Consider the following 13679-nt stretch of genomic DNA (forward strand, 5'->3'; position numbering starts at 1 on the left):
CCCGGGGGCAGGTTCCTGCGCGAGAGAGGAACACCGCGCCCATGGCCGAGCCGAGCTACATCCGCATCCCCGCCGCGACGCTGGAAGCCTTCATCGCCGCCATCTTCGAAGGAGCGGGGTGCGATGCCGCCGAATCGCGGCGCATCTCCACCCATCTGCTCGGCGCCAACCTCGCCGGCCATGACAGCCACGGCGTGGTCCGCGTGCCGCGCTACGTCGAATGGCACCAGGCCGGCTTCGTGCTGAAGGGCCAGACGGCGGAGGTGGTGACGGATGGTGGCTGCTTCGCGCTGCTCGACGGCAGGTTCGGCTTCGGCCAGACGGTCGCGCCGCAGGCCGTCGAACTCGGCATCGCCCGCGCCCTGCAGCACGGCATCGCGGTGGTCGGGCTGCGCAATGCCGGCCATATCGGCCGCGTCGGCGACTATGCCGAGGCAGCGATCCGCGCGGGCCTGATCTCGGTGCATTTCGTCAACGTGGCCGGCAGCGTGCTGGTCGCGCCCTTCGGCGGCACGGAACGCCGCTTCTCCACCGCGCCCTTCAGCGTCGGCGTCCCCCTGCCCGGACGCCCGCTGGTGCTGGATTTCGCGACAAGCCTGGTGGCGGAAGGCAAGGTGCTGGTAGCGTCGAACGGCGGCAAGGCGCTGCCCGCCGATGCGCTGATCGAACCCGATGGCCGCCTGTCGGGCGACCCGCACACGCTCTACGGCGAATACGGCCAGACCGGCCCGCGCAACCCCGCCAACGGCGCCGGCGCCATCCGCGCCTTCGGCGAGCACAAGGGCAGCGGCCTCGCCTTCATGTGCGAGATGCTGGCCGGCGCGCTGACCGGCGGCGGCACCAGCGGGCCGGTGGAGGCGCGCGGGCGCATCGCCAACGGCATGCTGAGCTTCTACGTCTCCCCCCGCCACTTCGGCACCGAGGCGGAGTTCCACGCGACCGGCCGCGCCTATGTGGACTGGGTGCTGGCGAGCAACCCGGCCAGCCCCGGCGAGCCCGTCCTCGCCCCCGGCGACAGGGAAGCCGCGACGCGGGCGGAGCGGCTTGCCAATGGCGTGCCGCTGACGCCCGACACCTGGGCCAGCATCCTCGCCGTGGCGCGGCAGCTCGGCGTGCCGGCGCCGGGCTGAGAGCCCGTCCCTTCCCCGGGGGCGGGGCGCCGGCCCTTGCCCAGCCGCGCCGGCCTTGCGACCCTCCGCGCAACAACGATACGGGAGGTCCTCGTCCATGCTCCGCCGCTCGCTCCTCGGCCTCGCCTTCGCCTCCGCGCTGGCCGCGCCCGCCCTCGCCTTCCCCGACCGGACCATCACGCTGGCGGTGGGATTCGCGCCGGGTGGCTCCACCGACGTCACCTCGCGCCTGCTGGCCGACCGGCTGGGCCCGGCGCTCGGCGGCAACGGGCGCGTGGTGGTGGAGAACCGGCCCGGCGCGTCCGGCATCATCGCCAGCGACTGGCTGCGCCGCCAGGCGCCGGACGGGCACACGCTTATGCTGGTGGAGGCCTCGTCCCACGCGCTGGCGCCCAACGCCGTGCAGGGCGGTACGCGCTACGACCCGGTGGCGGATTTCACCCATGTCGCCGTGGTCGGCACCGGCCCGATGATCGTCGTCACCCAGCCCGGCTTCCCCGGCGCGACCCCGCAGGAGGTGATCGCGCGCCTTCGCGCGGCGCAGGCCGATGCGATGCCCTTCGCCTCCTCCGGCGTCGCGGGGATGCCGCATCTCTCGGCGGAGATGTTCGCCTCCGTCCTCGGCCTCGGCGGGCGCTTCCCGCATGTGCCCTACCGCTCGGGCGGGCTGATGGTTGAGAGCATCGCACGGGCCGAGACGCAGTGGGGCGTCGCCGTCCTCGCCTCCGCCGCGGGGCAGGTGCGGGACGGGCGGGTGCGCGGGGTCGCGGTGACCGGCCTCGAACGCTTCCCCTCCTTCCCCGACATCCCGACCCTGGCCGAGGGCGCGCTGCCGGGCTTCGACCTGGAGAACTGGTTCGCCGTGATCGGCCCGCCGCGCATGCCCGCGCCGGTGACGGAGGCGCTGAACCGCGCCGTCCGCGCCGCGATCGCCGAGCCGCAGCTGCGCGAACGCCTGCTCGTCGCCGGCGTCGCCCCCTGGACGCGCCCCAACGCGCCCTCGGACGCCGAGGCCTTCTTCCGCGCGGAGCTTGCCAAGTTCCGCCAGGTGGTGGACCGCACCGGGGTGAAGCTGGAACCCTGATCCCGTGGGCAGCGAGGCGGATGTCATCGTCGTCGGCGGCGGCAGCGCGGGCTGCATCGTCGCCGCGCGCCTGTCCGAGGATCCGGCGACGCGCGTGCTGCTGCTGGAAGCCGGCCCGCGGGAGGACCGGGACCCCTGGATCCGCCTGCCGCTGGGCTACGGGAAGCTGTTCGGCAGTGGCCGCTACGACCCGCGCTTCATGACGGAGCCGCAGCCGCAGCTGGACGGGCGGCGCATCCACTGGCCCCGCGGCCGCGTGCTCGGCGGTTCGGGCAGCGTGAACGGGCTGGTCTTCCTGCGCGGCAGCCCGCATGACTACGACCGCTGGGCACAGGCGGGGGCGCGCGGCTGGTCCTACGAGGATGTGGCCCCCGCCTTCCGCCGGATGGAGACCTGGCTCGGCGAGCCCTCGGCGGCGCGCGGCAGCGATGGCCCGATCCGCGTCGGCGCGCCGCGCCGCCTTGCGCCGGCCGCGCGCGCCTTCGTGGACAGCGCGGCCGCCGCCGGCCTGCCGCGGCACCGCGACGTGAACGACGGCGGCCCGATCGAGGGCGTGGGCCCGGTGCAGCTGAACGTGGATGGCCGCTGGCGGTCCTCCTCGGCGCGCATGTATCTCCGCCCTGCCATGTCGCGCCCGAACCTGGAGGTGCGGACCGGCATCCATGTCCACCGCCTGGTCTTCGAGGGCCGCCGCGCGGTCGGCGTCGCGACGGCAGAAGGGGAATTCCGCGCGCGACGCTGCATCGTGCTCTCGGCCGGCGCGATCGAGACGCCGAAACTGCTGATGCTGTCGGGCATCGGCGACGGCGCGGCGCTGCAGGGCTTCGGCATCCCGGTGGTGGCGCACAGCCCCGATGTCGGGCGCAACCTGCAGGACCACCTGATCGCCAAGTTCATCTGGCGCACGAAGCCCTGCGGCACGCTGAACGAGATCATGGCACCCCGCCCGGGCGGGCATCTTCGCAAGGTGGCGATGGGCCTCGACTGGGCGCTGCGCGGATCGGGCCCGCTGGCCATCGGCGCGGGGGAGGCGACGGGCTTCGCCCGCGTCACCCCCGGCGCGGAGGAGGCGGAGCTGCAGCTGCTGTTCGTGAACTTCTCCACCTTCGACTACGCCCAGGGCCTGCACCACGAGCCGGGCGTGATGCTGAACTACGGCCAGTGCCGCCCGGACAGCCGCGGCTGGCTGGCGCTGCGCAGCCCCGACCCGGCGGACCCGCCGGTGATCCAGCCCAACTACCTCGACCACCCGAACGACATGCGGGTGATGCTGGGCGGCGCGCATCTGTGCCGCCGCATCGGCGCCACCGGCCCGCTGCGGGACCTGATCCTGGAGGAGCTGCGCCCCGGGCCGGAGGCGCGGGACGACGCGGCCTACATGGCCAGCATCCGTGCCACCGCCAGCACCGTCTTCCACCCCTGCGGCACCGCCCGCATGGGGGGCGACGAACGCGCCGTGCTCGACCCCGGCCTGCGGGTGCGCGGGGTGGAGGGGCTGCGCGTGGCCGATGCCAGCGTCTTCCCCCTCATCCCCTCACCCAACATCCAGCCCGCCGCGCTGATGGTCGGCGAACGCTGCGCCGAGTTCATCCGCCGCGACGGTTGATCCACGCCCTTCCCCACCAAGGACCCGCCCACGCATGAACGCCACACCCCGCCGCGCCGCCCTGATCACCGGCGCGGGCAAGAACATCGGCCGCGCCGTCGCGCTCGGCCTCGCGCAGGACGGCTTCGACGTCGCGATCAACGGCGCCACCGACCGCGCCGCGGCGGAACGCGTGGCGGGGGAGGCGGAGGCCTTCGGCGTGCGCGCCATCGTCGCGATGGGCGATGTCGGCAGCCCCGGCGAATGCGCCCGCATCGCCGCCGAGGCGATCGCCGCCTTCGGCGCGGTGGACGTGCTGGTCAACAACGCCGCGCTGCGCCCGGCCAAACCCTTCCTCGACACCACGGTCGAGGACTGGCGGCGGGTGATGGCGGTCGATGTGGAAGCCGCGATCTGGCTCTCGCAGGCCTGCATCCCGGGGATGGTCGCGAAGGGCTGGGGCCGCATCGTCAACTTCACCGGCATGAACGCCATCCACGGCTATTCCGGCCGCGCGCCCGTCTCGGTGGCCAAGCACGGGCTCTGGGGGCTGACCAAGGCGCTCGGCAAGGAATTCGGCCCGAAGGGCATCACCGCCAACGCCATCTCTCCGGGCCCCATCGCGGCCGACGACGACAAGCCGGGGGTGGTGACGCACCGCCACCAGTATGTCGCCAAGGTGCCCGTGGGGCGCATGGGCACGCCGGCCGAGATCGCGGCGGTGGTGCGGATGCTGGTGAGCGACGGCGGCGCCTATGTGAACGGCCAGATGATCCAGGTGAATGGCGGCGCGGAGACCTGAAGGCCGCCATCGGCGGCGGCGATTGAGCCGCCGCCGCCCCTTGCCTATCCTGCCGCTGCCACCACACCGGGCGGAGCCGCACCATGTCCCCCCTGACCCGGGCGCTCGCGCTCTGCGCCGCGCTGCTGCCCGCCCTGCCTGCCGCGGCGCAGGACGCCTGGCCGACCCGCCCCGTCCGCCTGCTGGTGGGCTTCCCCGCCGGCGGGCCGACCGACATCCCCGCCCGCATCGTGGCGGAGCAGATGCGCGCCCGCCTGCCCCAGCCCGTGGTGGTGGAGAACCGGACCGGCGCGGGCGGGCGCATCGCGCTGGACCATGTGCTGTCCCAGCCGCGCGACGGCCACACGCTGCTGGTCTGCACCTATATCGACGCGCTGAATTCGATGAGCGCGACGCGGCCCTACCCCCTCGACGTGATGGCGCCGGTCTCCCAGATCACGCGCGCCTACTACGCGCTGGTCGTGCCGAATTCCCTGCCCGTGCGCGACGCGGCGGAATTCGTGGCGCTGGCCCGCACCCGGCCGGAGGTGATGAACTACGGCCATGTCGGCGCCGCCTCCATGCCCAACCTCATCGCCCGCATGTTCGAACGTCAGGCCGGGCTGTCGATGGTGGAGGTGCCCTATCGCGGCACCCCGCCGGTGCTGCAGGACCTCATCGCGGGGCGGCTGCAGCTGTTCGTCGGGCCGCTGGTGAACACGATGCCGCTGGCGCAGTCCGGCCAGGTCCGCGCCATCGGGATGTCGAGCCCGGAGCGCCTGCCCGTCGCGCCGGGCATCCCGACGCTGGTGGAACAGGGGATCGACCTGGTGGCCTATGGCTGGCTCGGCATCTGCGGCGCGGGCGGCATCCCGCCCGCGGTGGTGGAACGGGTGAACCGGCTGGTGGTGGAGGCCGTCGCCTCCCCCGAATACCGCGCCGCGGTGGAGGGCACCGGCGCCGCCGCCGTCTCCTCCACGCCCGGGGAACTGGGCCGTCTGATGCAGGAGACGGTGCGCCAGTACGGCGAGGTCATCCGGGCGCACGGCATCCCGCTGGACTGATGGCGGGAGCCGCGCGGCCCCGGCGCCGCCGGCCTCAGGCCCCGCCGGTGAATTCCCCCGCGCGCATCAGCGGCTCCGCCTCGCCCGCCTGGGTGATGCCGTCCACGTCGATCGCGCCCGACCCGATCATCCAGTCGATATGGATGAGCGAGGCATTGGCCCCGCGCTTCGCCAGATCCTCCGCCGCCACGCCCGCGCTGTCGCGCAGGCAGGTGGTGTAGGCCTGGCCGAGCGCGATGTGGCTCGCCGCGTTCTCGTCGAACAGCGTGTTGCGGAACAACAGGCCGGAGGCCGAGATGGGGGAGGAATGCGGCACCAGCGCCACCTCGCCCAGCCGCGCCGCGCCCTCGTCCGTCTCCAGCACGCGCCGCAGCACGTCGGCGCCGCGGCTGGCATTGGCCTCCACGATGCGCCCGGCCTCGAAGCGCACGGCGATCTCCTCGATCAGCGTGCCCTGGTAGGCCAGCGGCTTGGTGGACCGCACGGTGCCCTCCACCCGCAGCGCATGGGGGGTGGTGAAGACCTCCTCGGTCGGGATGTTGGGGTTGCATGTGATGCCGTTCTTCGCCGGCTCCGCGCCGCCCGCCCAGAGATGCCCCTCCGCGAGGCCGACGCGGAGATCCGTGCCCGGCCCGCGGAAATGCAGCTCGCGGTAGTCCTTGCCGTTCAGGAAGGCGGTGCGCGCCTGCAGCGTCGCGTTGTGGCGCGCCCATTCGGCCACCGGGTCCGCCACGTCCACGCGGCAGGCCATGAAGATGGCGTCCCACAGCCGCGCCACCGCCTCCTCCTCCGGCAGGCCGGGGAAGACCTGCCGCGCCCAGCCGGGGGTGGCGGCGGGGACGAGGTTCCAGTTGGTGGCGAAGCTGGTGATGAGTTCCAGCGCCGGCCGATAGGCCCTGGACCGCGCGCGGTTGGCGCGGGCCACCTTCTCCGGCTCCTCCTGCGACAGCAGGGTCGGGTCGTCGCCCACCACGGCCAGCCGCGCGGCGCCGCCGGCGAAGGCCTTGGCCATGCCCTCGAACAGCCAGTCGGCGGCGACGTCGAAGGCCGCCGGGTCCTGCGCGTGGCGGTAGCGGGCCAGCGCCACCTGGTCGTCGCCGATCAGCGGCGTCACCAGCGTCGCACCCGCCCTGTAGGCATGTTCGGCGATGCGGCGCACCAGGGGCAGCGCCTCGACCGGGGCGGTCATCACCACCTCCTGCCCCGCGCGGAGGTTCAGCCCGACGCGCACGGCCAGCGCGGCAAGCTTGTCGAGCCGCGCCTCGAAGGTGGTGGCCGCGCGGGGGATGGTGTCGTCGGGCATGATGCGTCCGTTCAGGTGTTGCGGTTCGTCTCGGGGGCGGGCGTGCGCGTCAGCCGGCGCAGCGCCGCCACCATCTGCGGATGGTCCCATTCCGCCTCGCCCTCCAGCCGCGCCACTTCCAGGCCGCGGCGGTCGAGGATGAGGGTGGTCGGCAGCCCGCGCACGCCAAGCGCGCGTCCCGCCGCGCCGCGGGGGTCGAGCCAGATGGGAAGGTGGCGGATGCCGGTGCGGGCGTAGAAGGGCTCCACCTGCGCGCGCCCGCCGCGGTCCGACGACAGGGCCAGCACCTCGATCCCCTCGCGCGCCAGCATGCCGTGCAGCCGGTCCAGCGCCGGCATCTCCGCCACGCAGGGGGGGCACCAGGTGGCCCAGAAATTCACCACCAGCGCGCGGCCGCGGAAGGCCTCGAACCGCGTCTCCCGCCCGTCGCCGTCGGTGAAGCCGAGGCCGTCCGGCAGGGCCCGGGGCTCGGCGTGTTCCCGCATCTTGGACAGGCCGCCATCCGTCGCCCCGGCGGCGGCCGCCTTCCGCGGAACGGTCGCGGCCTGTAGGGTCGCCCCCGCCGCGAGGGCCGCGACCAGCCGGCGGCGTGGCAGGGCTTTCAGCACAGGACCAACTCCTCCGTGAGCAACGACACCTCCTCGAACTCCCTGTGGGGCGGCCGCTATGCCGAGGGCCCCGGCGCCATCATGCGGGAGATCAATGCCAGCATCGGCTTCGACCGCAAGATGTGGCGCCAGGATATCCGCGGCAGCCTCGCCCATGCCGCCATGCTGGCGCATGTGGGGATCATCTCGGCCGAGGACGAGGCCGCGATCCGCCGGGGCCTGGAGGAGATCGCCGCCGAGATCGAGGCCGGGCGCTTCGAGTTCAGCGAGGCGCTCGAGGACATCCACATGAACATCGAGGCCCGGCTGACCGAGCGCATCGGGGAAGCCGGCAAGCGCCTGCACACCGGCCGCAGCCGGAACGACCAGGTGGCGCTCGACGTCCGGCTGTGGGTGCGCGACGCGATCGACGGGCTCGACGCCCAGGTCGCCGACGTCATGCGCGCCCTCGTCGCCCGCGCGGCCGAGCATGCCGGAACCGTGATGCCGGGCTTCACCCACCTCCAGCCCGCGCAGCCCACCACCTTCGGCCACCACCTGCTTGCCTATGTCGAGATGCTGTCGCGCGACCGCGGGCGGCTGGCGGATTGCCGGCGGCGGCTGAACGAAAGCCCGCTCGGCGCCGCCGCGCTCTGCGGCACCGGCTTCCCGATCGACCGGCACATGACGGCCGCCGCGCTCGGCTTCGACGGGCCGACGCGCAACAGCCTGGACAGCGTGGCCAGCCGCGACTTCGCGGCGGAATTCCTGTTCGCCTGCGCCATGTGCGCCACGCATCTCAGCCGCTTCGCGGAGGAGATCGTGATCTGGACGAACCCCTATTTCGGCTTCGTGAAGCTGACGGACGCCTTCACCACCGGCAGCTCCATCATGCCGCAGAAGCGCAACCCGGACGCGGCGGAGCTGGTGCGCGGCAAGACCGGGCGGATGATCGGCAACCTGGTCGCCATGCTGACCACGCTGAAGGGTCTGGCGCTGACCTATTTCAAGGACATGCAGGAGGACAAGGAGCCGGTCTTCGATGCCGCCGGGAACCTGGCCCTCGCGCTGGCCGCCATCGGGGGGATGGTGCGGGACATGCAGCCCGTGGTCGGCCGCCTGGCCGAGGCCGCGGGCGCCGGCTTCTCCACCGCCACCGACCTGGCGGACTGGCTGGTGCGCGAGTTGCGGATGCCCTTCCGCGATGCCCACCACGTCACCGGCCGCCTGGTCGCGAAGGCCGAGACGATGGGCGTGGACCTCGCCGGCCTGACGATCGGGGAGATGCAGGCGGTGGAGCCGCGCATCCATGAGGGGGTGTTCGGCGTGCTCTCCGTCGCCGCCTCGGTCCGGTCGCGCGTGTCCTATGGCGGCACGGCGCCGGCCAATGTCGCCCGCATGGCGGCCGAGTGGAAGGAGCGCCTGGGATGAGGAGCCTCGCCGTCCTGCTCGTCGCCGCGCTGGCGCTTGCCGCCTGCGGCCGGGCCGGCAACATCCGCCCCCCCGGCCCGCCGGACCAGGTGACCTGGCCGCGGGTCTATCCCGGCCGCTGAGGGTCGCGGGGGCCGGCGTCTTCACGAAACGGCGCGGCCACTCCATCTTGGCCGGATGGCCGCCCCCGCACCCCTGATCGACACCGACGAGGACCCGTCCTTCGCGGACCTCCTCGCCCAGCGCCCGCACCTGGCGGTCCATGCCCATGACGGGCTGACGATGGAGGATGTGCCGCTCGCCCGCATCGCGCGGGAGGTGGGCACGCCGGCCTGGGTCTATTCCGCCGGCACGCTGCGCCGCCGCTTCCGCGCGCTGCGCGCCGCGCTGGAGGAAGCGCGGCTGCCCTGCGACATCCATTTCGCGGTCAAGGCCAACCCCAACCTCGCCGTGCTGAGGACGCTTGCCGCCGAGGGCGCGGGCGCCGACATCGTCTCGGAAGGGGAGCTGCGCCTGGCGCTGGCGGCCGGCATCGACCCGGCCCATGTCGTCTTCTCCGGCGTCGGCAAGACGATGGACGAGTTGCGCTTCGCCATCGGCCGCGGCGTCGGCCAGATCAATGCGGAAAGCGCGGAGGAGGTCGCGATGATCTCCGCCGCCGCCACCGCGCTCGGCCGCACCGTCGATGTCGCGCTGCGCGTGAACCCGGACGTGGATGCCCGCACCCACGCCAAGATCACGACGGGGCGCAGCGAGAACAAGTTCGGCGTCGCCATCGCCGACGCCTCCGCGCTCTATGCCCGCATGTCCGCCACGCCGGGGCTCCGCCCGGTCGGCGTCGCGGTGCATATCGGCAGCCAGATCACCGCGGGCATGGCGGCCTATGCCACCGCCTACCGCCACCTCGCCGACCTCGTGCGGGAGCTGCGCGCGGCGGGCCTGCCGGTGGAGCGGGTGGATTGCGGCGGCGGCCTCGGCATCCCCTACCGGCACGAGCCGGCGCCGAGCCCGGCGGCGCTGGCCGGCGCCATCCGCACCACGCTCGGCAATCTCGGCGTGCGGCTGATGATGGAGCCCGGGCGCTGGATCTGCGGGCCCGCCGGCGTGCTGCTCGCCTCCGTCGTGATCGAGAAGCGGACCGCCACGCGCCGCTTCGTCATCCTGGATGCGGCCATGAACGACCTGGTGCGCCCGGCCATGTACGAGGCCTGGCACGGCATCGTGCCCGTGGCGCCGGCCGCCTTCGCCGCCGCCACCTCCCCCTGCGACGTGGTCGGACCGGTCTGCGAGACGGGCGACACCTTCGCGCGAAACCGTGGCCTTCCCGACCTGGAACCGGGTAGCCTCGTCGCGTTCCTGGATGCAGGGGCGTACGGAGCGGCGATGAGCAGCACCTACAACGCAAGGCCGCTGGCGGCGGAGGTCCTGGTGGACGGCGCCCGCTTCGCGGTCGTGCGCGCCCGCCAGACGCAGGAGGCGCTGCTGGCCGGGCAGCGCCTGCCGGACTGGATGGGCTGATGCCGCCGGGCGGGACCTTCGAGACCCTCGCCCGCCGCCGCGCCCTCGCGCGGCTCGCCCTGTTCTGGGAACGGCTATGGCCGGCGCTATGGCCGGCCCTCGGCACCGCCGCCGCCTTCCTGACCGTCGCGCTGCTCGGCCTGCCGCTGCTGCTGCCGGGCTGGGCGCGGGGGCTGTTCGGCCTTCTCTTCCTCGGCGCCGTCGCCTACGCCGCCTGGCGCGGGGCGCGGCGCCTGGCGCTGCCGACGCCGGATGCCGCCGACCGGCGGCTGGAACAGGCCAGCGGCCTGCCGCACCGGCCGCTGGCCGCGCTGGCGGACCGCCCCGCGGCGTCGGACCCCATGGCCCTTGCGGTGTGGGAGGTGCATCGCGCCCGCGCCGCGGCGTCCATCCGGCGGCTTCGCGTCGGCATCCCCCGGCCGGGGCTGGCGAGGCGCGACCCGATCGCGCTGCGGGCTGCGCTCGGCCTCTCGCTCCTGGCCGCGCTCGTGGTGGCAGGGCCGGAAGCGCCGGAGAGGCTGCGCCGCGCCGTCATCCCCGCCTTCGCCGCCCCCCTGCCCCCGCCGGCGCTGCGGATCGAGGCCTGGATCACCCCGCCCGCCTATACCGGCGCGGCGCCCGCCTTCCTCGACCCCGCCGGCGGCGCGGTGTCGGTGCCGCAGGGCAGCCGCCTGCAGGTCTCGCTCTCGGGCGGGACCGGCGGCGTGCCGGACCTGCTGCTGGGCGCCGCCGCGACGCCGTTCCGCGCGCTCGACGCCCGTTCCTTCGGGGCGGAGGCGCTGCTCGACCGCGGCGCGCGGCTGGCGATCCGGCGCGACGGGGCGGAGGTCGCGGCCTGGACGCTTTCGGTCCAGGCGGACCAGCCGCCGGTCGCGGCCTATACCGATGCGCCCGGCCGCGCGCCGCGCGGGCTCGCCATCCGCATCCCCTGGCGGGTCGAGGATGACTGGGGCGTCGCCTCGCTGGTCGCCGAGATCCGGCTGAAGGCCCGCCCCGACGCCCCGCCGCATGTGATCGAGATCGGCCTGCCCGCCGGCCAGCCGCGGCAGGCGCGCGGCGTGGTGGGGCCCGACCTTTCCGCCCATCCCTGGGCGGGGCTCGAGGTGGAGGTCACGCTGCTGGCCCGCGACGGGGCGGAACAGGAAGGCCGGTCCGAGGCCGCGGCGCTGACCCTGCCCGAGCGCAGCTTCACCCACCCGGTCGCGCAGGCGCTGATCGCGCTCCGCAAGGCGCTCTCGCTCGACCCCTCCGCGCGGGCCGAGGCGCGGCGGGAACTCGACCGGCTGGCCAATGCGCCCGACGCCTTCGAACACGACGCGACCACTTATCTCGCGCTCCGCAGCGCCCGCCACCGCCTGACCCGCGACCGTCGCCCCGAGGCGGTGACGGAAGCGCAGGAGATCATGTGGGAGACGGCGCTCGCGCTCGAGGAAGGCCGGGCGGAGCGCACCGCCCGCGCCCTGGCCCAGGCGCGCGAGGCCCTGCGCGAGGCGCTGGAACAGGCGAACCGCGAACAGCAGGAAGGCCGCCAGCAGACCGAGGCGCAGCGGAGCGAGACGGAGCGCCGCATCCAGGAGCTGCGCGACGCCATCCGCCGCCATCTGGAGGCCCTGGCCGAACGGCTCCAGCGGGAGAATGCGGAGGCGATGCCCTTCGACCCGCAGAACCGCCTGATGGACCGGCGGGAGCTGGACCGCCGCACCGACCGCATGCGGGAGGCCAACCGCCAGGACCGCACCCAGGACGCCCAGCGCGAACTGGCGGAGCTGGAGGAGATGCTGCGCGCGCTGGAGGAAGGCCGCACCGCCCGCAACGAGGAACAGGACCGCCAGCGCCAGCGCCGCGAACGCGGCCAGCAGCAGATGGGCGTGGTGCAGGACATGGTCCGCCGCCAGACCGAGATGCTCGATTCCGGCCACCGCCGCGCCGAGGCCGAGACGCAGCGGCGCGACGCCGAACGGCGCAGCCAGCAGCAGCTCAACCGCTTCCCCTGGACCCAGTCGCCGCAGCTGCAGAACCAGCAGCAGCAGTTGCAGCAGCAGCGCGAGGGGGCCGAGGCGCAGGCGCGCGAGCAGGCGGGGCGCGAGGCCCGCACCCAGCGCGCGCTGCGCCGGGCGCTGGGCGAGGTGATGCAGCAGTTCGGCGACCTGACCGGCGAGGTCCCGCCCCAGCTCGGCCGTGCCGACCAGGCGATGCGAGAGGCGCAGGACGCGCTGTCCGAAAGCCGCGACGCGCGGGAGGCGCAGCAGCGCGCCATCCGCGAGTTGCAGGAAGGCAGCCGCCAGATGGCGCAGCAGATGCAGCGCCAGTTCGGCCAGCAGCAGGGCGAGGGCGAGGAGGAAGGCGACGAGGCCGGGGAGATGATGGGTGAGGGCGAGGGCCAGGGCGAAGGCCAGGACCAGGCGCAGGACCAGGGCCCCGGCCGCGACCCGCTCGGCCGCCGCACGCGCGAGGCGCCCGGCGCGCAGGATGCCGGCAGCGACACCCGCGTCCCCGACGAGGCCGAGCTGCTCCGCACCCGGCGGCTCCAGGAGGAACTCCGCAAGCGCGGCGCCGAACGCGGCCGCCCGCAGGAGGAGCTGGACTACATCGACCGGCTGCTGCGGCGCTTCTGATGGAGGCCGCGCCGGGGCAGGACGCGCCGATGGCCGGCGGCGTGGTGGCGGCGGTGGCGCGCGATGCGTCGCACCGGTTCAGCAAGCAGCCGCAGCGCGCCATCCGGCTGATCCCGGGGCTTGGCGTCGAGGGCGATGCCCATGCGGGGGTGACGGTGAAGCACCGGTCCCGCGTGGCGCGCGACCCGACGGCGCCGAACCTGCGGCAGGTCCACCTGATCCATGCGGAGCTGTTCGGGGAGCTGGCGGCGGCGGGGTTCGAGGTCGGGCCGGCCGCGCTCGGCGAGAACATCACGACGCGGGGGATCGACCTGCTCGGCCTGCCGCGCGGGGCGCGGCTGCTGATCGGGGAGACGGCGGTGGTGGAGGTGACGGGGCTGCGGAACCCCTGCATCCAGATCGACCGCTTCCGCCCCGGGCTGATGGCCGCGACGCTGGGGCGCGACGCGACGGGCGGGCTGGTCCGCAAGACCGGGGTGATGGGCATCGTCCTGGCGGGCGGGGAAGTGCGCGCGGGCGACGCGATCGCGGTGGAGATGCCGGAAGGCGCGCGGGTGCCGATGGGCGTGGTGTAGCGCGGC

The 13679-nt window shown here is 74.4% G+C and carries 12 protein-coding genes; 10 read left to right on the plus strand and 2 right to left on the minus strand.

Going from position 1 to position 13679, the window contains the following annotated elements; translation table 11 throughout:
* Positions 1–41 precede the first annotated feature (41 nt).
* The 5 genes from ACK8OX_RS18650 to ACK8OX_RS18670 all read left to right on the plus strand — a co-directional run bounded on the left by ACK8OX_RS18650 (position 42) and on the right by ACK8OX_RS18670 (position 5644).
* Positions 42–1130 (plus strand): malate/lactate/ureidoglycolate dehydrogenase, encoded by a 1089-nt coding sequence (locus tag ACK8OX_RS18650; RefSeq protein ID WP_430665740.1) that lies wholly within the window; start codon positions 42–44, stop codon positions 1128–1130.
* A gap of 97 nt (positions 1131–1227) precedes the next feature.
* Positions 1228–2214 carry a Bug family tripartite tricarboxylate transporter substrate binding protein gene (locus ACK8OX_RS18655; RefSeq protein ID WP_430665741.1) on the plus strand — a complete coding sequence of 329 codons (987 nt, stop codon included), beginning with the start codon at positions 1228–1230 and terminating at the stop codon, positions 2212–2214.
* A 4-nt stretch (positions 2215–2218) separates the two neighbouring features.
* Entirely contained in the window at positions 2219–3820 is a 1602-nt protein-coding gene (locus ACK8OX_RS18660; protein ID WP_430665742.1) for a GMC family oxidoreductase, read from the plus strand.
* 34 nt (positions 3821–3854) lie between these two features.
* The gene (locus tag ACK8OX_RS18665; RefSeq protein ID WP_430665743.1) at positions 3855–4601 is read left to right on the plus strand and encodes an SDR family NAD(P)-dependent oxidoreductase; all 747 of its coding nucleotides are present in this window, start codon (positions 3855–3857) and stop codon (positions 4599–4601) included.
* A gap of 83 nt (positions 4602–4684) precedes the next feature.
* A complete protein-coding gene (locus ACK8OX_RS18670) occupies positions 4685–5644 on the plus strand; it encodes a Bug family tripartite tricarboxylate transporter substrate binding protein (protein ID WP_430665744.1) in 960 nt (319 codons plus the stop codon).
* 34 nt (positions 5645–5678) lie between these two features.
* Here the strand turns inward: ACK8OX_RS18670 and ACK8OX_RS18675 are convergent, their stop codons facing one another.
* Both ACK8OX_RS18675 and ACK8OX_RS18680 read right to left on the minus strand, forming a co-directional pair.
* On the minus strand, positions 5679–6947 hold the full coding sequence (locus tag ACK8OX_RS18675) for an aminopeptidase (protein WP_430665745.1): 1269 nt from the start codon (positions 6945–6947) through the stop codon (positions 5679–5681).
* Positions 6948–6958: 11 nt separating this feature from the next.
* Positions 6959–7555 carry a TlpA disulfide reductase family protein gene (locus tag ACK8OX_RS18680; protein ID WP_430665746.1) on the minus strand — a complete coding sequence of 199 codons (597 nt, stop codon included), beginning with the start codon at positions 7553–7555 and terminating at the stop codon, positions 6959–6961.
* A gap of 15 nt (positions 7556–7570) precedes the next feature.
* On the opposite strand from ACK8OX_RS18680, the gene argH reads away from it, so the two are divergent.
* From argH to ACK8OX_RS18705, 5 genes are read left to right on the plus strand one after another with little or no spacing between them, the layout of a single operon-like run.
* Complete coding sequence (gene argH / locus ACK8OX_RS18685) at positions 7571–8965, plus strand: argininosuccinate lyase (protein ID WP_430665747.1); 1395 nt, start codon at positions 7571–7573, stop codon at positions 8963–8965.
* Entirely contained in the window at positions 8962–9087 is a 126-nt protein-coding gene (locus tag ACK8OX_RS18690) for an LPS translocon maturation chaperone LptM (RefSeq protein WP_430665748.1), read from the plus strand. The genes argH and ACK8OX_RS18690 overlap by 4 nt, the downstream gene beginning before the upstream one ends.
* A gap of 55 nt (positions 9088–9142) precedes the next feature.
* Positions 9143–10483, plus strand: a complete 1341-nt coding sequence (gene lysA, locus ACK8OX_RS18695; RefSeq protein WP_430665749.1) for a diaminopimelate decarboxylase — start codon at positions 9143–9145, stop codon at positions 10481–10483.
* On the plus strand, positions 10483–13098 hold the full coding sequence (locus ACK8OX_RS18700; RefSeq protein ID WP_430665750.1) for a DUF4175 domain-containing protein: 2616 nt from the start codon (positions 10483–10485) through the stop codon (positions 13096–13098). Before lysA ends, ACK8OX_RS18700 begins: the two co-directional genes overlap by 1 nt.
* The gene (locus tag ACK8OX_RS18705) at positions 13098–13673 is read left to right on the plus strand and encodes an MOSC domain-containing protein (protein WP_430665751.1); all 576 of its coding nucleotides are present in this window, start codon (positions 13098–13100) and stop codon (positions 13671–13673) included. Before ACK8OX_RS18700 ends, ACK8OX_RS18705 begins: the two co-directional genes overlap by 1 nt.
* The last annotated feature ends 6 nt before the right edge of the window (positions 13674–13679 follow it).

The organism is Falsiroseomonas sp. CW058, assembly GCF_050563535.1.
Classification (GTDB): Bacteria; Pseudomonadota; Alphaproteobacteria; order Acetobacterales; family Acetobacteraceae; genus Falsiroseomonas.